At 56.3% G+C, this 22,540-nt stretch carries 19 protein-coding genes, 2 tRNA genes and 1 pseudogene; 12 read left to right on the top strand and 10 right to left on the bottom strand.

Translation table 11 applies throughout. The annotated features are described in order from the left end of the window. The first annotated feature begins 22 nt into the window (after positions 1–22). Positions 23–430 (top strand): endonuclease/exonuclease/phosphatase family protein, encoded by a 408-nt coding sequence (locus B060_RS0102175; protein WP_018080111.1) that lies wholly within the window; start codon positions 23–25, stop codon positions 428–430. Positions 431–433: 3 nt separating this feature from the next. Next, positions 434–901 (top strand): endonuclease/exonuclease/phosphatase family protein, encoded by a 468-nt coding sequence (locus tag B060_RS0102170; RefSeq protein WP_018080110.1) that lies wholly within the window; start codon positions 434–436, stop codon positions 899–901. A gap of 51 nt (positions 902–952) precedes the next feature. Here the strand turns inward: B060_RS0102170 and B060_RS0102165 are convergent. The 4 genes from B060_RS0102165 to clpX form a co-directional block, all read right to left on the bottom strand. Next, positions 953–1,028, bottom strand: a tRNA-Val gene (locus tag B060_RS0102165). 136 nt (positions 1,029–1,164) lie between these two features. After that, positions 1,165–1,440, bottom strand: coding sequence for an HU family DNA-binding protein (locus tag B060_RS0102160; RefSeq protein ID WP_018080109.1), 276 nt, complete (start codon positions 1,438–1,440; stop codon positions 1,165–1,167). Between the two features lie 434 nt (positions 1,441–1,874). Then, positions 1,875–4,268, bottom strand: a complete 2,394-nt coding sequence (lon, locus tag B060_RS0102155; protein ID WP_018080108.1) for an endopeptidase La — start codon at positions 4,266–4,268, stop codon at positions 1,875–1,877. 240 nt (positions 4,269–4,508) lie between these two features. Further along, complete coding sequence (gene clpX, locus B060_RS0102150) at positions 4,509–5,768, bottom strand: ATP-dependent Clp protease ATP-binding subunit ClpX (RefSeq protein ID WP_018080107.1); 1,260 nt, start codon at positions 5,766–5,768, stop codon at positions 4,509–4,511. 272 nt (positions 5,769–6,040) lie between these two features. Between clpX and B060_RS0102145 the strand changes: the two genes are divergently transcribed. Then, complete coding sequence (locus tag B060_RS0102145) at positions 6,041–6,673, top strand: HAD-IB family hydrolase (RefSeq protein WP_018080106.1); 633 nt, start codon at positions 6,041–6,043, stop codon at positions 6,671–6,673. Positions 6,674–6,726: 53 nt separating this feature from the next. Here B060_RS0102145 and B060_RS0102140 read toward each other — a convergent pair whose 3' ends face one another. The 4 genes from B060_RS0102140 to tig all read right to left on the bottom strand — a co-directional run bounded on the left by B060_RS0102140 (position 6,727) and on the right by tig (position 9,835). Further along, entirely contained in the window at positions 6,727–7,365 is a 639-nt protein-coding gene (locus B060_RS0102140; protein ID WP_018080105.1) for an ATP-dependent Clp protease proteolytic subunit, read from the bottom strand. 197 nt (positions 7,366–7,562) lie between these two features. Then, a complete protein-coding gene (locus tag B060_RS0102135) occupies positions 7,563–7,778 on the bottom strand; it encodes a hypothetical protein (RefSeq protein WP_155847539.1) in 216 nt (71 codons plus the stop codon). Between the two features lie 66 nt (positions 7,779–7,844). Then, the gene (locus B060_RS25935) at positions 7,845–8,369 is read right to left on the bottom strand and encodes a DUF2059 domain-containing protein (protein ID WP_018080103.1); all 525 of its coding nucleotides are present in this window, start codon (positions 8,367–8,369) and stop codon (positions 7,845–7,847) included. A 113-nt stretch (positions 8,370–8,482) separates the two neighbouring features. Continuing rightward, the gene (tig, locus tag B060_RS0102125; protein ID WP_018080102.1) at positions 8,483–9,835 is read right to left on the bottom strand and encodes a trigger factor; all 1,353 of its coding nucleotides are present in this window, start codon (positions 9,833–9,835) and stop codon (positions 8,483–8,485) included. 265 nt (positions 9,836–10,100) lie between these two features. Between tig and B060_RS0102120 the strand changes: the two genes are divergently transcribed. After that, the gene (locus B060_RS0102120) at positions 10,101–10,883 is read left to right on the top strand and encodes a hypothetical protein (RefSeq protein ID WP_018080101.1); all 783 of its coding nucleotides are present in this window, start codon (positions 10,101–10,103) and stop codon (positions 10,881–10,883) included. Here the strand turns inward: B060_RS0102120 and B060_RS0102115 are convergent. Beyond that, the gene (locus B060_RS0102115; RefSeq protein WP_018080100.1) at positions 10,880–12,118 is read right to left on the bottom strand and encodes a dicarboxylate/amino acid:cation symporter; all 1,239 of its coding nucleotides are present in this window, start codon (positions 12,116–12,118) and stop codon (positions 10,880–10,882) included. The two genes, B060_RS0102120 and B060_RS0102115, sit on opposite strands and share 4 nt — an antisense overlap. A 142-nt stretch (positions 12,119–12,260) precedes the next feature. On the opposite strand from B060_RS0102115, the pseudogene B060_RS28385 reads away from it, so the two are divergent. Continuing rightward, positions 12,261–12,494: pseudogene (locus B060_RS28385) on the top strand (winged helix-turn-helix transcriptional regulator); the annotation flags it as partial. Positions 12,495–12,510: 16 nt separating this feature from the next. Here the strand turns inward: B060_RS28385 and B060_RS0102110 are convergent. Then, a tRNA-Leu gene (locus tag B060_RS0102110) sits at positions 12,511–12,595 on the bottom strand. A 479-nt stretch (positions 12,596–13,074) separates the two neighbouring features. Here B060_RS0102110 and B060_RS0102105 point away from each other — a divergent pair. From B060_RS0102105 to B060_RS0102075, 7 genes are all read left to right on the top strand, one after another. Next, positions 13,075–13,413 carry a P-II family nitrogen regulator gene (locus tag B060_RS0102105; protein WP_018080099.1) on the top strand — a complete coding sequence of 113 codons (339 nt, stop codon included), beginning with the start codon at positions 13,075–13,077 and terminating at the stop codon, positions 13,411–13,413. Positions 13,414–13,477: 64 nt separating this feature from the next. Next, complete coding sequence (gene glnA / locus B060_RS0102100) at positions 13,478–14,884, top strand: type I glutamate--ammonia ligase (RefSeq protein ID WP_018080098.1); 1,407 nt, start codon at positions 13,478–13,480, stop codon at positions 14,882–14,884. Between the two features lie 384 nt (positions 14,885–15,268). Then, complete coding sequence (locus B060_RS0102095) at positions 15,269–16,669, top strand: ammonium transporter (protein ID WP_018080097.1); 1,401 nt, start codon at positions 15,269–15,271, stop codon at positions 16,667–16,669. Positions 16,670–16,926: 257 nt separating this feature from the next. Then, positions 16,927–17,589: a TorF family putative porin gene (locus B060_RS0102090; RefSeq protein ID WP_018080096.1), complete on the top strand. Its 663-nt coding sequence runs from the start codon at positions 16,927–16,929 to the stop codon at positions 17,587–17,589. A gap of 380 nt (positions 17,590–17,969) precedes the next feature. Next, a complete protein-coding gene (locus B060_RS0102085; protein ID WP_018080095.1) occupies positions 17,970–18,617 on the top strand; it encodes a TorF family putative porin in 648 nt (215 codons plus the stop codon). Positions 18,618–18,743: 126 nt separating this feature from the next. Further along, entirely contained in the window at positions 18,744–20,828 is a 2,085-nt protein-coding gene (gene parE, locus B060_RS0102080; RefSeq protein WP_018080094.1) for a DNA topoisomerase IV subunit B, read from the top strand. A gap of 211 nt (positions 20,829–21,039) precedes the next feature. Then, positions 21,040–22,506 carry a DEAD/DEAH box helicase gene (locus B060_RS0102075; RefSeq protein ID WP_018080093.1) on the top strand — a complete coding sequence of 489 codons (1,467 nt, stop codon included), beginning with the start codon at positions 21,040–21,042 and terminating at the stop codon, positions 22,504–22,506. The last annotated feature ends 34 nt before the right edge of the window (positions 22,507–22,540 follow it).

Genomic DNA, 22,540 nt, shown 5'->3' with positions numbered 1-22,540 from the left:
TCGGCTGTGACTGAGCATCGGCTTGGCAGGTATTGCGCTCGTGGGCATTGCTGGCCTGTTTGCGCCCGTCCTGTGGCAAGGCGAAATGATCAATCCTTTCCGACCTCAAATTCTCGTGGCGACGCTTACGGCGCTGGCCGCATCCATTCTGCTGCGTGATAAGCTCCTCGTAAACCTGGCGATTGTTGTTATGACGCTGAACGCACTTCCAATGGGCGGACGCTTCATAACCATGCAGCGCCTTCCAGCGCCTGCTGGTGAGGCACATAATCGGATAAGCATCGTCTCAGCGAATGTGCTGTGCGATAATCGCGAGTTTGAGCGCGTTATGACCATGGTCCGACGAGAAAATCCGGACATTTTCGTCGCTGTGGAAACCTCTCCGCCATGGCTCGATGGTTTGAAACCCTTGAAACCACTCTATCCTTAACGCATGACACCGGATCTGGGCATCTTCGGATTGAGTGTGTATGCCAAAAGGCCTTTCACGGCGCATATCGAACATATTGGCCGGTCAGATATGCCTTTGGCAAAATTGCATTTTGATGACCTGATACTGTTCGTGGCGCATCCCATGCCACCAGCCACAAAAAGACTGACACAGGAGAATACTCACTATCTGGAAATCTTGGCCGAGCGCGTAAAAGCAACGTCCGGAAACGTCATCATCGCCGGTGACCTGAACACCACGCTATGGTCGCGCAATATGGCGCCGCTACTGGTCGAAAAAGTACAGTGGCCACATGGGTCCGGTCTAACGCATACCTGGCCGTCAGACGGGCTCTGGCTCGCCATACAGATTGATCACATCTTTGCCAAGAGTGCCGCGGCCGGGAGTTACAAGGTTCTGGAATCCGTGGGCTCTGATCATTATCCGGTGCGGGCGGATCTGAGCTTCTGACGAAAAAAGAATAATGGCCCGGAGCGGGTGCTCAGAGCCATTTAAAATCTGTGGTGGGCGATGACGGGTTCGAACCGCCGACCTACTCGGTGTAAACGAGCCGCTCTGCCAGCTGAGCTAATCGCCCCTTTCCACAGGGAGGCTCGGTTTGCCAATCTCGCTCACATAAGTCAAGAGGCGTTTCGTATCCAGTGATGAAACCGGTACGAAAACGCCTCTTGCAGAACATATAGCTCCGGGCTCGCCAGGCGAAACCGAAAACCTTAGCCGTTCAAGGCACCCTTGAGGCCTTCGCCGACGCGGAAGCGTGCGGTGACCGAGGCCGGGCGCTGCACGGTTTCGCCGGTGCGCGGGTTGCGGGCGGTGCCGGCTTCGCGCTTAACCGCGAGGAAGGTGCCGAAGCCCACGAGGCGTACATCATCACCCTTTTTCAGGGCGCCAACAACGCTATCGGTGAAAGCGTCGAGCGCCTTCTTGGCTTGATCTTTCGTCAGGCCAGCCTGATCGGCGATGGCGGCTACGAGTTCAGCTTTCGTCATTAATCTCTCTCCCTTACCCGTCTTGGGGTCAGTTGCTAAGCTTACCCTTAAGGACCTGGCTCTAAGCCGTGAGTCGTTAACGGGTGAAGCCGATAGAGACTACAATTTTCAGCGCCCGTCAAAGCAATAAATGCCGTTTATTGCACTGCAAACCGTGTTTTTTAAAGGGTTTGCGCGTTTTCACGTCCTTTTGACTGGTTATGTGACTCCTAAGGCATAAATTTCAGCGACAAAGACGTCACTTAAGCGCAAATCCCTTGTGGATAAGGGGAAGTGATTCTCTCGCTGCGAAACGTGCGAAGAACGTCGCAAAGACACAAAGCCCCGTCGGGCATACAGTCGCTATTGCCAAGTCAAGAGGACGTGGACGCGCACAAGCAAAAGGGGCCTGACGACATTGCCGCCAAACCCCACATTTTGATTAGCCGCTATAATCAGTGCGCCGTGGCCGCATCCGCATCATCAACCGGCGTCACCGCCGTGGCCACGATGACCGGCTCAATCCATTCTACCGGAACCAGCGGCTTGGTCAGGGCGTGCTTTAGCGCCTCTTCCACAAGTGACACAGGGATGATCTCAAGGCCGGATTTTACATTGGCCGGCAGATCGATCAGATCCTTCTCATTTTCCTTCGGTATTAGCACGGTCTTGATGCCAGAGCGCAGAGCCGCCAGCAGCTTTTCCTTGAGGCCACCGATCGGCAGGACACGGCCACGCAGGGTGATTTCCCCCGTCATGGCCAGATCCTTGCGGACCGGAATACCGGTCAGCACCGAGACCATGGCGACCGCCATGGCGACGCCGGCCGAAGGACCATCCTTAGGCGTGGCGCCTTCGGGCACGTGGACGTGGACGTCGGTCTTATCGAACACCGGCGGCAGGATGCCGAACTTCGGTCCCAGCGCCTTGACGTAGGAATTGGCCGCCGAAACGGACTCCTTCATAACGTCTTTCAAATTGCCAGTGACCTTCATCAGGCCCTTGCCCGGCATACGAATGGCTTCGATGGTGAGTATATCCCCGCCAAACTCTGTCCAGGCCAGACCTGTGACGATGCCGACCTGATCGACTTCATCCGTGGCGCCGTAGTGATACTTCTTCACGCCGGCATATTTGGCTAGACGCTCATCATCGATGGTGATCGACGGGACGTTTTCACGCGCCAGATCACGGATCGTCTTGCGCGCCAGATTGCCAAGTTCGCGTTCCAGCGAACGCACGCCCGCTTCGCGGGTATAATAGCGAATGAGATCGCGGATCGCCTCTTCTGGCACAACAAACTCTTCGCCGGACAGACCGTGTTCCTTCATCAGGTTCGGCAGGACGTGGCGCTTGGCGATCTCGACCTTTTCATCCTCGGTATAGCCGGGTATACGGATAATCTCCATGCGGTCGAGCAGCGGCTGCGACATGTTCAGGCTGTTGGCCGTGGTGACGAACATGATCTTCGACAGGTCGTAATCGACTTCGAGATAGTGATCGGCGAAGGTCGAGTTCTGCGCCGGATCGAGCACTTCAAGCAGGGCCGAAGCCGGATCGCCGCGCCAGTCATTGCCCATCTTGTCGATTTCATCGAGCAGGAAGAAAGCATTGGTCGTTTTGACCTTCTTCATGTTCTGGATGATCTTGCCCGGCATGGAGCCAATATAGGTGCGGCGGTGACCACGGATTTCCGATTCATCGCGCACGCCGCCCAGCGAAATGCGGACAAACTCACGATTGGTCGCCTTCGCGATCGACTTGCCGAGCGAGGTCTTGCCAACGCCGGGAGGGCCGACGAGACACAGGATAGGGCCCTTCAGCGTACCCATGCGGGCCTGGACAGCTAGATGCTCAAGGATGCGTTCCTTGACCTTTTCCAGACCGTAGTGATCGGCTTCCAGAATATCCTCGGCCTTCTTGAGGTCGATCGCCTTCGGCTTGGCGGCGCCCCAGGGTATGCTGAGCAGCCAGTCGAGATAGTTGCGCACAACCGTGCTTTCGGCCGACATGGGCGACATGTGGCGCAGCTTGTTGAGTTCGGCCATCGCCTTGGTGCGGGCTTCCTTCGAGAGCTTGGTGGCCTTGATCTTCTTTTCGAGATCAGCCAGTTCGTCCTTGCCTTCGTCCTGTTCGCCGAGTTCGCGCTGAATGGCCTTCATCTGCTCATTCAGATAATATTCGCGCTGGGTTTTCTCCATCTGGCGCTTGACGCGCGAGCGGATCTTCTTCTCGACCTGCAGGACAGAGATTTCGCCTTCCATCAGGGCGTAGATCTTCTCCAGGCGCTTGCTGACCGATAATTGCTCCAGCAAGGCCTGCTTGTCAGCGATCTTGACAACCAGGTGCGCGGCTATGGAATCGGCCAGCACGTCCGCGTCGGTGATCTCCGCGATGGCGTTGAGGCTTTCCGGCGGGATCTTCTTGTTGAGCTTGATATAGTTCTCGAACTGCTCGGCCACGGCGCGTTGCAGCGCTTCAGCGTCCGGACCTTCGGCCATCTGCGCATCAAGCGGATAGGCTTCTGCCTCATAATAGGTTTCGGTCGAGACGAAGCGCTTGATGCGCGCACGGCTCTTGCCTTCCACCAACACCTTGACGGTGCCGTCGGGCAGTTTCAGCAATTGCAGCACATTGGCCAGCACGCCGATTTCATAGATGGCGTCGGCTTCGGGATCATCATCGCCGGAATTCTTTTGAGTGGCGAGCAGAATTTGCTTGTCGCCCTTCATGACCTCATCGAGCGCCTGCACGGATTTCTCACGGCCAACGAACAACGGCACGACCATATGCGGAAAGACAACGATATCGCGCAGCGGCAGAACAGGAATGGTCAATACGTCTAACATGGGAACTCCTTCACAGACTCAGCCGCCGGTAGCTCTAAGTGTAAACCCTAGGCCCTCTCGCTCAACCGAGTCTTAAAATAAATCGCGCCGTTTGGGGGAATATACAGGGGATAAGTCCGCATCGTTCCATTTAAGCGCCTTGGACTGCATGTGGGATAGATTGAAAGAGTTTCAAGTTCTCAAGCAAAAACGCGGCCCTGTTTCCAGAGCCGCGCTTTACTTGCAATTAAAAATCAGGTCTTACGCCGCCCCGCCGCTACGCTTTTCAGCATAGATCAGCAGAGGCTGCGCGCGCTCTTCAATGACTTCGCCATTGATGACCACTTCCTCAACGCCCTGCATGGTCGGCAGTTCGTACATGGTCTCCAGCAGGATGCCTTCGAGGATCGACCGCAGGCCACGGGCGCCGGTCTTGCGCTGAATGGCGCGCTTGGCGACACCCATCAGGGCCTCGTCAGTGAAGTTGAGCGAGACGTTTTCCATCTCGAACAGGCGCTGATACTGCTTGATCAAGGCGTTCTTCGGCTCGGTCAGGATCTTGACCAGCGTCACTTCGTCGAGATCTTCCAGCGTCGCCAGAACCGGCAGACGGCCGATGAATTCCGGGATCAGGCCAAACTTCATCAGATCGTCCGGCTCGACATTGCGCAGGATTTCCCCGGTGCGGCGATCTTCCGGATCCTTAACCGTAGCGCCGAAACCAATCGACGTGCCCTTGCCACGGCCCGAAATGATCTTTTCCAGGCCGGCGAAGGCGCCGCCGCAGATGAACAGGATGTTGGTCGTATCCACCTGCAGGAACTCCTGCTGGGGATGCTTGCGGCCACCTTGCGGCGGCACGGAAGCGACCGTGCCTTCCATGATCTTCAGAAGCGCCTGCTGAACGCCTTCGCCCGACACGTCGCGGGTGATCGAAGGGTTATCGGACTTGCGGGAAATTTTGTCGACTTCGTCGATATAGACGATGCCGCGCTGGGCGCGTTCAACATTGTAATCAGCCGCTTGCAGCAGCTTCAGAATGATGTTCTCAACGTCTTCACCGACATAACCGGCTTCGGTCAGGGTGGTGGCGTCGGCCATGGTGAACGGTACATCGATGATGCGGGCAAGCGTCTGGGCCAGAAGGGTCTTGCCAGAGCCCGTCGGGCCGATCAGCATGATGTTCGACTTGGCCAGTTCGACGTCATTGCCTTTCTGGGCGTGGTTGAGGCGCTTGTAGTGGTTGTGGACGGCCACCGAGAGAACCTTCTTCGCCTGCCCCTGACCGATGACGTAATCATCGAGGACTTCGCGGATTTCCTTCGGGGTCGGCACGCCATCCTTGGACTTCACGAAGGCGATCTTGTGCTCTTCGCGGATGATGTCCATGCACAGCTCGACGCATTCATCGCAGATAAACACGGTCGGCCCGGCGATAAGTTTGCGCACCTCATGCTGGCTCTTTCCGCAGAAAGAACAATAGAGTGTGCTTTTGCTGTCGCCTGTCGCGGCTTTGGTCATATGCTTCTTCACCTCAAGTGGCGCAACGAACGACTCATATCATGTGAATCGCGCGTTCACCTTTACATGGCATCTTAGAACCTCAAGCCTTAACAAAGGCTAATTTTGGCACAGATACCCCCTATATAGGACCTATCCGGACGTATCTATGCACAGTTTAGACCACGTCTCAACCACGCAACGCCATCAACGGGTCGCTTAACTCTCTTTATATGGGATAAGAGACATAGATTGGAAGCCGCCCTTTTGCATTTGGGAATTTTTGCCGCATCATGATGAGAAAAAGCACCAAAACACCGGCCGATGCCAAGAAGGTCATCGCCTTCGATTTCGACGGCACCCTGACCTATACGGACAGCTTCATCGCCTTCCTCATGTCGAGCAAGGGTAACTTGCAAATCGCAAGCGCCCTCACCTTCCAACCCCGAATGTTGCTTGACTACCTTAAAACCAAGGATCGCGGCGCGCTGAAAGCCCGCTTACTTTACAAGCTGTTAGGCGATATTTCACAAGGCGATCTGGAAACCCTGGTCAAGGCCTTCGTCACCAAGACCGGCATGAGCCTGTTCCGGCCCGATGCGCTCAAGGCCTGGGAGCATCACGACCTGCCGGACCGCACGCGCGTCATCGTCACCGCCTCGCCCGACATCCTGGTGCGCCCTTTCGGCAAACTGATCGGCGCTGATCGCGTGATCGGTACGCGCCTCAAGTTTTCCGCCGCCGGAACATTATTACCCGAACTCGATGGCCTGAATTGCCGCGGCGAAGAAAAGATGTGCCGCCTACGCGCCACCTTCGGTGAGTCGTTCGATCTCGATTCGGCTTATGGCGACACCGCCGGCGATACCGAAATGCTGGCCGCCGCCACCCAAGGCCACTATCGCGTCTTCACGCAGAAGCCATAAAAAAGAGCGGCGCAGTCACCCGCGCCGCTCTGATTTTAATTGGGATTGAAAGCTTAGGAAGCTTCCTTGCCGCTCTCGGCATCGGAACGCTTTTCGTAAACGTGGTCGATCAGACCAAATTCTTTGGCTTCCGCCGCCGTCAGGTAACGGTCGCGGTCCAGGGTCTTTTCGATGGTTTCGTAGGTCTGACCGGTGTGCTTGACGTAGATTTCGTTGAGCAGCTTCTTGGTCTTGCGCATATCCTCAGCCTGGATCTCGATATCCGAGGCCATACCACGCGCGCCACCCGAGGGCTGGTGCACCATGATCTTGGAATTCGGCAGAGAGATACGCTGACCGGCCTCACCGGCTTGCAGGATAAGCGAACCAGCCGAAGCGGCCATGCCCATGCAAACGGTCGAAACGGGCGATTTGATGTATTGCATCGTATCGTAGATCGCCAGGGCGGAGGTCACCTGACCGCCGGGCGAATTGATGTACATCGAGATTTCCTTCTTCGGGTTTTCCGACTCAAGGAACAGAAGCTGGGCGCAAATCAGGCTGGCCATACCGTCTTCAAACGGACCGGTCAGGAAGATGATGCGTTCTTTCAGCATACGGGAGAAGATGTCGTATGAGCGTTCTCCGCGGCTGGATTGCTCCACAACCATGGGCACGAGGTTCATGGTCAGATGGTCTATAGGGTCGCGCATCACGAATCCTTATCTGGAAAAAATATCAAAGCCTGGCCGCAGATATAGGGCTAAATATCTTAACCGTAAGTGGATGCGTCCCAGCCTTGTCTTATGTATTCACCATTGTCATCAAAACAATAGCGGCAACGCGCTCAACTTGGCAAGTTACCCACAGGATTTCAAGTGGCGATTAGATTGCGCCGGATTAGCCCAAACTATTTAGAAACGTGCGGCGCCTTCGAATCACGGCCGGTTTCGTCAACGCCCTTGCCGTGGGTGTCGCCGCTGCCGGTCTGACCTTTCGGCAGACGCCCCTCCTGAACATTATTACCTTCGGACGAGTCTTCGCGTTGCGAAGGATGGGCCGTATCCGTCGGCGCACTGCGATGCGCCGACGGGTTCTTCCCGGAAACCTGCTTGGATGTCGACATGGTGAGTTCCTCTTTGCTTGTCAGGCAAGGAGGCACCGTCATCGTGTCAAAATGAAATACGGAATGCTATTTTGCCTGACCGGTACTGCAGTCGATCTTATTGCACATCTTCGTCTGCATCCGGTTCTGGATCTCTGGCATCAATTCCATCATGACTTGCGTCGTCTTCGGAATGAGTAAGGGAGTCTTTTTGGTGATCGACTGCCCGACCGGGCTTTCATAGAAAGCGACCATCTGGATCAGCTCATCCTCGGTAAAGGCGTCGGCATAGATCACAGAGAGTTTGTCGATATAGATAGGCGTAATTTCCGCCATCGTCTCGACAGCGGCATCCGTCGCCATCTTACTTTGTTCAGAGGTCAGGCCCGAGTTTGCGCGTTGTTGCTCGGCAAGCGCCGGCAGCATCGACTGCATCATGCTGCCGATCAGCTTATCCATCTCGATGGATTTGAAATAGCGCTTGATCAGCACAACCTTGCGGGCCGTCACCGCGTCTTCCACGGCGGGCGTGGCAGGATTTTGCGCCATGGCGGCGACAGGCATAACCGCCAGAAAAGACACGCTTGCCAGACAAATCACGAATTTACGCATTAGGTTTCCCCCTCTTGATGAACGCCACCTGTGGTAGCTCGATCCACTTAAGGTGGCAATAAAAAAAGAGGCCCCTTTCGGAGCCTCTTTCATGTAACTTTTGATTCGAAAGCTTACGCTTCTTCCTCTTCTTTAAGCAGGTCTTCCTTGCTGATCGGCTCTTCCTTCACGGTAGCGAGCGAGAAGATCAGATCGCAGACCTTTTCTTCGTAGATCGGCGCGCGGATCTGAGCGGCGGCGCCGGGGTTCTTCGTATAGAATTCAAAGACCTGACGCTCCTGGCCCGGATAGTTGCGGGCTTCCTGCATGATGGCCTGATTGACTTCCTGATCGGTGACCTGGACGTTCTGGCGGGTGCCGATTTCGGCGAGCACCAGACCGAGGCGCACGCGGCGCTCAGCGATCTTCATGTACTCGTCCTTCAGTTCGGCTTCCGACTTGCTGGCGTCTTCTTCGGCAAGCTGGCCATTGGCCTTGTCCTGCTCAACCTGTTGCCAGATGCCCTGGAACTCAGCTTCCAGCATACGCTTGGGCAGTTCGAAGCTGTGCTTCTCGTCAAGGATATCCAGAAGGGCGCGCTTCATCTTGAAACGCGAAGCCTGACCGAACTGCTGTTGCAGTTGCGTCTTCAGGATGTCCTTCAGGGCTTGCAGGCTTTCCAGACCAAGGCTCTTGGCGAGTTCGTCATCGGCTTCGCCTTCCTTCGGCGAAAGGATGTCCTGAACGGTCGTCTCGAAGGTCGCGGCCTTGCCTGCCAAGTTGGCGGCGCCGTAGTTTTCCGGGAAGGTGACGTTGAGCGTCTTCACTTCGCCCTTCTTGGCGCCGATCAGTTGTTCTTCAAAACCCGGGATAAACTGGCCCGAACCGATGATCAGCTCGGCGCCTTCGGCCGAACCACCTTCAAACAGTTCGTCGCCCAGCTTGCCAACGAAATCGATGATCAGCTTGTCGCCATCTTCCGCTTTCGGGGCGGCCTTGCCCTTGCCCGTCTTGGCTTCGAATTGCTTCGATTGCGCGGTGACGGTCTTGAGGGCTTCGTCGATATCGGCTTCGGTCGGCTCGTAGACCGGACGGGTCAGTTCGAGCGAGGCAGGCTCAACCGGCGTGAAGATCGGCATCATTTCGACAGCGATTTCATAGGCCAGGTCAGCCTTGCCTTCGATCACGCCTTCGATGTCGCCGATCGGCTTCAGTTCGGGCTGGCTGGCGGGACGGATGTTGGCATCCTTCATCGCCTGCTCGGTCGTGGCATTCAGCGTTTCCTGAATGATTTCGCCCATCAGTTCCTTGCCGTACAGCTTGCGAACGTGATTTTGCGGCACCTTGCCAGGGCGGAAGCCCTTGATGTTCATCTTGGGCGCGATTTCCGCGATCTTGGCGTCCAGTTTTTGGGTCAACTCGCCCTTGGCGATGGTGACTTCGAGGACGCGGCTCAGGCCTTCATTCAGTTTTTCAACGACTTGCATCGATCAGTTACCTTATGCCGATTGGTCCCTGACCTTGCGTCAGGCCCGCACGGGCGGTTAAAAATAGAAACAAGCGCCCCTGCGGAGGCACGGGCGCCAAAAGATGAGCCCTTATGGCATGATTGCGGGTCAGGTCAACGGTTATGTAAGGCGTTCAGGTGGGTTTGTCGGAAATTTCATGCTTGCAAGCCCATACTCACTGAGCCTCAGTGAATTTTTACAAGTTCGCGGATAGCTTGGCTGACTGACCTTCGGAGATCTGCACGTGCGTAACACCCTGATCCTGTTTTTCGCCCTAGCTTCCTGCAGTCTGGCCGGATGTGAGAAAGCAGCGCCCAAGCGCCAGGAAGGCATAGATCCGACCTTTGAAGGCTCGGACAACGAGAAGCGCACCATGGCGGTCGAAGCGGCCCTGATCGCCGCCAATCCCGGCCTCGCCGTGCGCAAGGATCGTGAACTAATCATCATGCACAAGGAAGAGGCGGTCACCAGCTACATCAACGATCCCAAGGGCTGCGAGCGCTATTTCCTGACTGGCGTGCTCAAGCTGCGCGGCAAGGATGGCGAGCTTTATCCGGTCGCCGGCGTGACCTGCCATTTCGCCAATGCCGAAAATACCTACCTCGTCTTACCCAACAGCGATAAATATCTGGTGCGCGAAGAGGCTTCGGTCTCGCCAGATGGCCGCATCCTTGCTTCCGGCTTTGACCGCGCCGACGAGACGCAAGGCTCGCTCGCCCTGGCCAACTGGCCCAAAATCCGGGACGTGGTGATCTTCCCAGCGCACTGCAAAGGCATGGCCTGGCAGGACGACACCCACTTTACCGCGACCTGCTGGCACAATGAAGGGCCTAACAGCTCAAACCCTTACGACAGCTTCGCCTATTATTTCACCGCGCGTATCGAAAAGGACGCCACGGGGAAATGGCAAATGCGGGCGACGCAATGGGTGGACCGCGATACCCTGGCGCCCAAGGCCGTCAACAAACCGAATTACCACTTCACGGCGGAGCCCCCGCCGGCACCACATTTCGAAAAAGAAAGCTAGAGCTTTACCGGCTCTTCCACGTCAAGCTGGCCTTCCCACTTGGCGATGACGGCCGATGCGACGCTGTTGCCAAGCACGTTGGTAGCCGAGCGTCCCATGTCGAGCAGGTGATCGACACCCAGCACAAGGGCGATCCATTCCGCCGGCAGGCCAAAATAGGCCAGGGTCGCCATGATAACGACCAGCGAGGCGCGCGGCACACCGGCGATGCCCTTGGAAGTGATCAAAAGAAGGAACAGCATCATGATGATCTGAGCGGTGGTGAACACCACGCCATAGGCCTGCGCGATAAACAAAGTTGCGAAGGTGCAGTAGATCATCGAACCATCGAGATTGAACGAATAGCCTAGCGGCAGCACGAACGACACGATCTTGCGCGAAATGCCGACGGTCGGCAGACCTGCCAGCAGCTTAGGGTAAGCCGCTTCCGAACTGGCGGTCGAGAAAGCCAGCAGGGTCGGCTCGCGGATAACGCCCAGCACCCGCAGCATACGGCCGCCGAGGAACAGGAAGCCCAGCACGATCAGCAGCGCCCACAGAACACCCATGGCGCCATAGAAGCCCGCCATGAATTTGGCGTAGGTGACCAGAATAGGCAGCCCCTGTTCGCTGACTGTCTTGGCCAGTGCACCGAAAATAGCGAACGGTGCAAATTTCATCACCACTTCGGTGACCTTGAGCATGATGGCCGAAGCCTCTTCCGCCAGTTCCATAACCCGCGGGGATTTCTTTTCCAGCATCGAGATCGCCGTACCGACGAAGACCGCGAAGACCACAATCTGCAGGATTTCGTTGTCGGCCATAGCCTTGATGATCGAGGACGGGATCAGGTGCTCAACGAATTTCTCCAGCGTGAAGCCTTCGGTCGACGGCACCTTAATCGCTTCGCCCACGACCTGAAGATTCATGCCGACGCCGGGCTTGAGCCATTCGACCATCATAATACCAATCCCGAGCGACACCAACGACATGAGCAGAAACCAGCCCAAAGACTTCAGACCGACGCGGCCGACCGAGGCGGCGTCTTCCATGTGGCCGATGCCGGCGATCAGTGTGAAAAGCACCAGAGGTGCAATGATCATCTTGATCAGGGTGATGAAAATCTTGGTCAACAAACCATAGATCATGGTCGCGGTCTTGAGGTTTTCCGGGCTCAGATATTCGTTGCTGGCCCAGCCCGCTGCGACGCCCGCAACCATGGCGAAGAGAATGAATAACGCAAACTTAGACTTCATGACGGCAGGCCCCATAGCAGATTCAGGCCGCGACTATTGAACGCCCGCCGTCAGATACGCAACACCTAAAGCGCGGCGACTTCAGCCAGGGCGCCATCAATCAACGCTTGTTTCTGGTCAGGACCGAGCAGCAGGCCATCGGCGCTACAAGAAAATCCATCACCGCATTGATGGCATTTCGCAACGCATGCTGACCTTGACTCTGAAATCGCTGCAAGCCGCTGGACGGCTGACACGAATCGTTTTCCGACGATCCCGCCGCGCGTCGACTATGAACGGATGTCGCTCGGCGAGAGTCTGTGCCCCGCCCTCATTGTTCGATTGGGTCATGCAAAACCAGGCCGCTATCGAAGCCACAGCGCCGCATATTCGATAAAATCATGAGAAATAGCTGGTGCGGATGAGAGGACTCGAACCTCCACGCCTTGCAGCGCTGGAACCTAAACCCAGTGCGTCTACCAGTTCCGCCACATCCGCATATCAGCTTCTATTGGTCAGGCACCTGAGGACGCAGGCCTGAGGGGGCGCTGTCTGAAGCAAAGATCGGGCGGCGTCAAGCACGGTGATGGCGGAAGGTGTGAAAAAGTCCGAGATCAGGGTCATACGATTGTCATGAACCGTACCTAATGCTGCACGGCAACAAGCATGCATATTTTTCGCGCACTTTCGCGCGATGGACGGCCATTTAATTGCAAATGTAACGGCATTTCGCGCTTTGAGATAGCTCTCCTGCCGAGTCGGGTAAATTTTCTCTTTATATGTGGCCAAATCGCGCTAAAACACATTTTCTTTTTGAATTTGCCGCAGCCAAGCGCTAAAGGCGCAATACCTGACGTTCACGCATCGTAATCAAATTTTACAGCCATGTGAGATCACGCGCTGGAAATGAGCTTGCATTCTTGCGCAATGCAAACAAGTTACGGGACTGAACGGTCTGCTAGTTTTATGGATAGCTCATGAAAAAGATAGAAGCCGTCATCAAGCCCTTTAAGCTCGACGAAGTGAAGGAAGCCCTTCAGGAAATCGGCGTACAAGGCATGACCGTCCTGGAAGCCAAGGGATATGGCCGCCAGAAAGGACATTCCGAACTCTACCGGGGTGCGGAATACGTTGTTGATTTTCTGCCGAAAATCAAAATTGAACTGGTTGTTGCTGATGACCTTGCACCGGCTGCCCTGGAAGCCATCCAGACGGCTGCCCGCACAGGCAAAATTGGCGATGGCAAGATTTTTGTGAGCGATGTCCTTGACGTCGTTCGCATCAGAACCGGGGAATCCGGACCGCAGGCGGTCTAATCGACCACCGGCGTTTCGCCTCTCCCATACTTTTTAATCTACAGGCTTAAATGGGGCGTCAAATATGACCGCAGCAGACATTCTCAAGCTCATCAAGGAAAAGGACGTCAAGTATGTTGACGTTCGCTTCTCCGACGTTAAGGGCAAACTCCAGCACGTGACCTTCGACATCGACTTGGTCGATGAAGAATTTCTCGATGACGGCACCATGTTCGATGGTTCGTCGATCGCCGGCTGGAAGGCCATCAACGAATCCGACATGAAGCTTCGCCCTGATCTGAAGACGGCCTATATCGACCCCTTCTATCAGCAAACCACGCTGTTCATGTTCTGCGATGTCGTGAACCCCGACACCAACGAGCCTTACAACCGCGACCCGCGTTCGATCGCCAAGAAGGCCCTCGCCTATACGCAATCGGCCGGTGTGGGCGATACGGTTTACTTCGGTCCCGAAGCTGAATTCTTCATGTTTGACGACGTGCGCTGGTCGATCTCGCCGGACAACACCGGCTACGCCTTCGACTCGGTCGAACTGCCGCACAACTCCGCCAAGGTTTACGCCGAAGGCAATATGGGCCACCGCCCTGGTCCTAAAGGCGGCTACTTCCCCGTCAACCCGATCGACTCGGCGCAAGACATCCGTGGCGAAATGCTCTCCGTCATGGGCGAACTGGGCATGGAACCCGAAAAGCACCACCACGAAGTGGCGCCGGCCCAACACGAACTGGGCCTGAAGTTCTCGGACATGCTGACCATGGCCGACCGCACGCAGCTCTACAAGTACGTCGTTCAGAACGTGGCTCACGCCTACGGCAAGACCGTGACCTTCATGGCGAAGCCGATGTTCGGCGACAACGGTTCGGGCATGCACGTTCACCAGTCGATCTGGAAGGACGGCAAGCCGCTCTTCGCCGGCGACAAGTACGCCGGTCTGTCGGACCTCTGCCTGTGGTACATTGGCGGTATTATCAAGCACGCCAAGGCCATCAACGCCTTCTCGAACTCGACGACCAACAGCTACAAGCGCTTGGTTCCGGGTTATGAAGCTCCGGTCAAGCTGGCCTATTCGGCCCGCAACCGCTCCGCTTCGATCCGTATTCCGTGGGTGTCGTCGCCGAAGGGCAAGCGCCTCGAAGCCCGCTTCCCCGATCCGATGGGTAACCCTTACCTGACCTTCACCGCCCTGCTGATGGCTGGTCTCGATGGTATCGAGAACCGTCTTGATCCGGGCGCACCCGCCGACAAGAACCTGTATGATCTGCCGCCCCAAGAGCAAAAGAACATCCCGGAAGTCTGCGGTTCGCTCCGTGAAGCTCTGGAAAACCTCGACAAGGATCGTGCCTTCCTCAAGAAGGGCGGCGTGATGGACGACGATTTCATCGACTCCTACATCGAACTGAAGATGGAAGAAGTGATGAACCTCGAACTGCGTCCTCACCCGATCGAATTCGAGATGTATTACAAGTGCTAATCTGAAACTCCTGTCGCACGACATCAGATTCTGTTATAGGCCGCCCTTGATGGGGCGGCCTATTTCGTTAGCGTGACATGGCGTTCATTCCGGACGGCAAATTTCATAATTTGTTTGATTTATTTTAATTTCAATTGATACAATTATAGTTTCAATCGCAATGAATTAAAAACGCGCCCATTTTCGGTTGTTTCCCGCCATTCCGACACATAAATGACGCAAACCGGCCAGCAAGCCCCGTTGACGCTTCGTTAACCTCACAATCCTCTTTGCGATGCCTTGAAGTCGCTGCACTGTGAGCATGTGCAATATCCGCTATCCAAGGGGGATACTTTGAAAACGTGGATCAAACTCTCGAGAGCCATCGCTGCGGCGGCAACTCTCATGCTGGTGGCACCCGCCGCCGGTCTCGCCCTGGCTCAGGACGCCGCTCCGGCGTCGGCTGAAGCTGTAACCTCGGCAGCCGCTTCTGTTGAAGAATCGGCCGCTGCACCCGTAGCAGCTGCGGAAGCGCCCGCCCCGACCCTCCTGGCCTCACAAAAGGTTCTGGCACTGGACGGCGCTGACACAACCTACCTTATCTTCTGTACCGCCATGGTGCTGATGATGACCCTGCCGGGTCTGGCGCTCTTCTACGGCGGTATGGTACGCCGTAAGAACGTCATCGCCACGGTTACACAATCCGTCGCCGTGACCTGCGTGGTCGCTATCGTCTGGTGGGTGGTCTCCTATTCGATGGCGTTCGGAACAGTTTCAACAGCTATGTTCGGCATTCCTGCCGAAACCTTGAACCTGTTCTTCGGCGGTTTCGACAACATCATGCTGAAAGCGGTCACACCGGAAACGGCCTATGCCGCGACGGCAAAGGTTCCGGAATTCACCTGGATTTCCTACCAGATGACCTTCGCCATCATCACGCCCGCCCTGATCACGGGTGCGTTTGCTGAGCGCGTGAAGTTCTCCGGCCTGCTGCTGTTCATGGTCCTGTGGAGCATCTTTGTCTACGCCCCGATCTGTCACATGGTCTGGGCTGGCGGCATCATGTCCCAGTGGGGCGTGCTCGATTTCGCCGGTGGCGCTGTCGTTCACTGTAACTCCGGTGTTGCCGGCCTCGTCGCCGCCATCTTCCTGGGGCGCCGCAAGGGCTACGGTACGGATTCCATGCCTGCCAACAACCCCATCTACATCATGATCGGCGCTTCGCTGCTGTTCGTGGGCTGGATCGGCTTCAACGCCGGTTCGGAATGGTCAGGCGACGCGATCGCTTCGGCCGCTCTGCTCAACACCATCCTGGCTACCTGCGTTGGTGGCGTGTCCTGGAAGATCGTTGAGTGGATCTTCCGCGGCAAGCCTTCGCTGATCGGTATTCTGTCGGGTATGGTTGCCGGCCTCGTCGTCATCACCCCGGCTTGCGGCTTCGTCAATCCGACGGGCGCTATGATCTGCGGTCTCTTCGCTGGCCCGGTCTGCTATCTGTCGGCGGTCTGGATCAAGAAGCTGCTCGGCTACGACGACTCCCTCGACGCTTTCGGCATCCATGGTGCCGGTGGCTTCCTCGGCGCCGTTCTGACCGGTTGGCTGGCTGACCCCAAGATCAACGCTCTGGGTGCAAACCACGACGTTCTGGTCCAACTGAAGGGCCTCGCCCTGACGATCGTCTGGTCGGCTGTTGGCACCTTCATCATCCTGGTCATCTGCAAATTCACGACGGGTCTCCGCGTGACGGCAGAGCAGGAAGAAGCCGGCCTCGACTCATCGCTTCATGACGAAGTGATGGATCACTAAAACTAAAAAACTTTAACAGTTGCACAAACAGAGACGGGACATCCTTAACGGATGTCCCGTTTTTGTTTAGGATTACGCCATGTTCCGAACACAGTCAGTGTATTTTTAGCACACAGTTGTGTTTTGCGGCCACACCCCTTGGAGGGATGTCATAAATATGTAATCTAACCCTGCGTCATAATAAATTTTTACCATAATTGGCGCGGGAAACGCTTCGGACGGGGTTTGGCACACAAACTCTATCTGAGGACACAATAATGAAAAAAATGCTCCTGGCCGCTACGGCCCTTATCGCCGCCACCGCTTTTGCCGGTTCGGCTTCCGCCACCACTGAATTCGCCGGCGGTACAATCAGCTACAACGTTTCCGCCACCAGCGATTACGTCTTCCGCGGCTTCACCCAAACCGACGGCGACCCGGCCATCCAAGGCGGCGTCGACTACAGCCACGGCATGTTCTACGTGGGCGGCTGGGCCTCGAACGTTGATTTCGCTGATTACGAACTCGACCTCTATGCCGGCGTCAAGCCGACCTATAAGGACTTCACGTTCGATCTCGGCGCCATCTACTACAATTACAATGACAAGGCCCTCGATTCGACTGAACTGAAGGCTGCCGTCAGCCACCCGCTCTACAAGGGTACTATCGGCGCTGCCTACTTCCACAATGTCGATTTCGATGACACCAACTATTACGAAATCAACGCCTCTTATCCTCTGACATCGAAGCTTAGCGTCTCGGGCGCACTGGGTGAACAAAAAGCGACGGGCTCCAAGTACACGACCGGCAATATCGGCCTGACCTATGCGATCACGCCAGTGTTTGCTATCGACGGTCGATTCTCCGACACCAATATTCCCGAAGCTTCCTCTGAAGCCGCTAAGTCGCGCTTCATCGTCAGTGTGAAGGCCGCTTTCTAAGCGAATCTTTCAACTGAACGGATATGGGCCGTGCGTTGTTTAACGCACGGCCCTACCTCTTTTCTGCATGCAATTAAGTTACACTGAGGACTACCTGATTTCTTTGAACTTTTTGATTGCATAAATATGACATCCGGCCTGAAATTTGATAAAAACACTTACGCTTAAAGTGCTTAGGCCTACGCACACGGTTGGCGCCGACGGTCTTTCGGCCTCGCAAATGACGTGGCAAATATACATCAAAGCGTTGCTAAGTGACATAGGGGACTTTGCTCACCCTAAAAACTTGCTACATTAACTCAGGTTTTACCGACACACTTCAAACACCACGCTGGCCGGACGTCGTTTCTCCGGCACAACAACTGAACTGGGATATAATCATGAAAAAGACTCTTCTTGTCGCCGCTGTCGCCATCAGCGCACTTTTCGCCGGCGGAGCTGCATCGGCTCAGGAAGCCGGCAAGCTCAGCTATAACCTGGCTGTCACGAGCAACTACGTTTGGCGCGGCGTCACTCAAACCGACGACAACGCAGCCTTGCAGGGCGGCGTTGATTACAAGAAGGGCACCTTCTATGCAGGCGTCTGGGGTTCGAACGTTGATTTTCCTTACGGCGACGGCAAGGCTTCGACTGAAGTTGACCTGTACATGGGCCTGACCCCTTCGGTCGGCGATTTCAATTTCGATTTCGGTGCTATCGCCTATACCTACCCAAGCTCGGGCGGTGACACGATCAGCGAACTGAAGGCGGCCGTCAGCCACTCGATGGGCAAGGGCGCTATCGGCGCTGCCATTTATCTCGACACCGAAACCCTCGAAGAGCCTTATTACGAAGTGAACGCTTCGTACCCGATTTCCGACAAGTGGTCGGTTTCGGGCGCCCTGGGTCAATACGAAGCCTACGGCTACACCACGAAGAACATCGGTGTTACCTACGCTATCAACAGCACGTTGGGTCTTGACCTGCGTTGGGCTGATGCGTCGAAGCAACCTTCGACCTTCGCCGCCACGCTTAAGGCCGCTTTCTAATTCTAAGCCTGACCAAGGGCAAAGAAATAGCTGGCCGCGAACCTTCGGGTTCGCGGCCTTTTTTTTTATTGTGGGTCGCCTCTTGCATCTTTATGAGGGAAGGCCGAATCACTACATGTTGACCTTATGACTTCCAGTACCCTGCCCTCTCTTTTTGGCGATGAGCCCGAAAAGCCTGCTGCTTCTGAAGCCGCATCGCCTCCTGCTGTGCCGGCTTCCGCGCCTGAAAAGGCCCTGAAAGCGCCCGAACCCGCCAGGCCACACGAGCCGTCTATCGTTGACGCCGGTTATGGCGCCTCCAGCATTGAGGTGCTGGAAGGTCTGGAGCCTGTGCGTAAACGCCCCGGTATGTACATCGGCGGCACCGATGAAAAAGCCCTGCACCATCTCTTCGCCGAGGTGCTCGACAATGCCATGGACGAAGCCGTGGCCGGTCATGCCAAGGCAATCTGGGTCGAGCTCGACAAGGACGGCTACCTGAGCGTACGCGACGATGGCCGCGGCATCCCGGTAGATCCCCACCCCAAATATCCCGGCAAATCGGCGCTCGAAGTCGTCATGACCATGCTGCATTCCGGAGGCAAGTTCTCCGGCAAGGCCTATGAAACCTCAGGCGGCCTCCATGGGGTCGGCATTTCGGTCGTCAATGCCCTGTCCGAAAAACTCGAAGTCACAGTATGGCGCGATGGTTTTGAATGGCGCCAGAGCTTTTCAAAAGGTCACAAGCTGACAGATGTAGAGCAGGTCGGCCCGTCAAAGAAAAAAGGCACGCTCGAACGCTTCCTGCCCGACCCAGAAATCTTCGGTGCCGAGGCCCGCTTCAAGCCCGCACGTCTTTACCGTATGGCCAAGGCGAAGGCGTACTTGTTCCGGGGCGTGCAGATCTTCTGGAAGTGCGCAGCAGAACTTATACAGGATCAAACCCCGGCCGAGGACAAGTTCTACTTCCCCAATGGCCTTGCCGATTACCTGGCTGAGCGCGTCAAGGATACCGAAACCCTGGGCGACATCTTCTCGGGTCGTGTGGAACGTAAAGGCGAGGCCGGCGCGGTCGAATGGGCCGTAGTGTGGTCGGGCGCCGGTTTTGGCGAGCATGATGGTTTTTGCCAGAGCTATTGTAATACCATCCCGACACCCGATGGCGGCACTCACGAAGCCGGCTTGCGTGCTGCCCTGACGAGATCGCTTAAAGGCTACGCCGAAATGACCGGCGACAAGCGCGGCGGCCTGATCACCGCCGAAGACGTCGCCGCCTATGCCGGCATTGTCATCTCGGTCTTCATTCGCAACCCGGAATTCCAGGGGCAGACCAAGGACCGCCTGTCATCAAGCGATGCGCAGAGACTGGTGGAGAAGGCGCTGGCCGATCCGTTCGATCACTGGCTGACCTCAGCCCCCAAGCAGGCCGACCGCATCCTCCAGTTCATCGTCGAACGCGCTGAGGAGCGTCTGAAACGCCGCAAGGACAAGGAAGTCCAACGCGCCTCCGCCACACGCAAGCTCCGTCTGCCGGGCAAACTGTCAGATTGCGCCCGTCAGGACGCCATAGGCACCGAACTGTTCATCGTCGAAGGCGATTCGGCCGGCGGTTCCGCCAAGCAGGGCCGCAACCGCAACACCCAAGCCATCCTGCCCTTGCGCGGCAAGATCCTTAACGTGGCCTCAGCGACTGGCGATAAAGCCCGCCAGAATGCCGAACTGTCCGATCTTGGCCTGGCTCTTGGCGTGCAACCTGGCGCCAAGTTCAAGGACACCGATCTGCGGTATGAGCGCATCATCATCATGACGGATGCTGACGTCGACGGTGCGCACATCGCTTCGCTGCTCATCACCTTCTTCTATCGCACCATGCCAGGTATTATCCGTAACGGTAATCTGTTCCTTGCCATGCCGCCGCTGTATCGTTTGAGCCATGGCGGCAAGACCTTCTATGCGCGTGATGATGCCCACCGTGCCGAGCTCATCGCCAAGGAATTCAAGGGTAAGAAGCCTGAAATCGGCCGTTTTAAGGGCCTCGGTGAAATGATGGCGTCCCAGCTCAAGGAAACCACCATGGACCCGAAGACGCGGACGCTGGCTCGCGTAACCCTGCCGCACGATGAAGAAGACGTGCAAGATCTGGTCGAGACTTTGATGGGGCGTAAGCCGGAACTGCGCTTCCGCTATATTCAGGACCACGCTGAATTCGTCACCGATGATCTCGATGTCTAGGCGCGCCTCAAGAAAAGCCTGTTAATTACTGGAAATTCTGTTATCAGACACGCACGCGCCGCAATCTGGCGCGTGTTCGTTTATGCGTCCCGTGGCTTCACGCCCGCCGGCATAAACGACGGCTGCCCATCCCCGGCGCTCAGATTGGCGCCCTTTTATTCCATTCCTCCCAAGAAGGCTTGTCAGGACGTGGAACGATTTGAAGAGTGTCATGACGAAATTTACCGATCTCGGTCTGAGCGAGCAAGTTCTCAGAGCTGTCGCTGAAACAGGCTACGATACCCCTACCCCCATCCAGGAACAGGCGATTCCTGTTGCCATGACCGGCTTGGACGTACTGGGCATTGCCCAAACCGGCACCGGCAAGACCGCCGCCTTCACCCTGCCGATGATTGAAAAATTGGCCGCCGGTCGTTCGCGTGCGCGGATGCCGCGCGCCATTGTGCTGGAGCCCACCCGCGAACTGGCCGATCAGGTCGCAGAAGCCTTTGAAAAATATGCCAAGTACCACAAACTAAACTGGGCCCTGCTCATCGGCGGCGTGTCCATGGCGGATCAGGTCGCCAAGCTGGATAAGGGCGTTGACGTGCTGATCGCCACGCCTGGCCGTCTACTTGATCTGTTCGAGCGTTCGAAGGTGATGCTGAACGGCGTGACCATGATGGTGGTTGATGAAGCCGACCGTATGCTCGACATGGGCTTCATCCCTGACATCGAACGCATCTTCAAGATGACGCCGCCGACGCGTCAGACCCTGTTTTTCTCGGCCACCATGCCGCCCGAAATTACTCGCCTGACCGAGGCCTTCCTGAAAAACCCTGTCCGCATCGAAGTATCGCGCCCGGCCACAACCGGCGAAAACATTACCCAGTATGTGCTGCGCGTGCCGCACAAGGATGTGCGCGCCAAACGGATCGCTCTGCGCACCCTGCTCAAGACCCTGGACATCAAGAACGGCATCGTATTCTGCAACCGCAAGACCGACGTCGATATTGTAGCAAAATCTCTGAGCGTCCACGGTTTTAATGCCGCGCCAATCCATGGTGACCTCGATCAGTCCCTGCGCATGAAGACACTCGACGCCTTCCGCAAGGGCGAACTGACTCTGCTGGTGGCTTCCGATGTCGCCGCCCGTGGTCTGGATATTCCGGCCGTTGGCCACGTTTTCAATTTCGATGCGCCTATCCATGCTGACGACTACGTGCACCGCATCGGCCGCACCGGTCGCGCTGGCCGCACCGGTGAAACCTATCTGCTTCTGTCGCCAAATGATGAGAAGAACTACGATAAGGTCGTCAAGCTCATCAAAAAAGAGCCGGCGACACTCGAACTTGAGGTCGATTATTCGCAACTGAGCGATGCGCCGCGCGAATCGTCGCGTCAACCTCGCCGCGAATCAGGCAAGTCCAGAGGCCGACCAGAGCGTGATCACAAGCCCGCGCCACGGGCGCGGGAACATTCCGCATCTGTGGAAGTTTTCAAGGAAGAAAAAAAGCCTGAGGTCGCAGAAATAATTGCTGAAAAAGTGATCGTCGAAGCGGTGATGGAAAAGCGTCCGCGCCGCGAAGAACGCAAGCCAAAAAACGCAGCAAAAACAAAGCAGCAGCCGCAGGAAGATACCCCCTTTGGTGAGCATGTGCCTGCCTTCATGATGCGCCCGACGCCCGTAAAGGTATAACGCGCTTATTTTTTTGAGATCGCGTTAACCGCCT

This window comes from Asticcacaulis benevestitus DSM 16100 = ATCC BAA-896 (genome assembly GCF_000376105.1).
Taxonomy (GTDB): Bacteria; Pseudomonadota; Alphaproteobacteria; order Caulobacterales; family Caulobacteraceae; genus Asticcacaulis; species Asticcacaulis benevestitus.
Note: the sequence above shows the minus strand (reverse complement) of the source record. Positions and strands in the feature narration are given on the sequence as shown.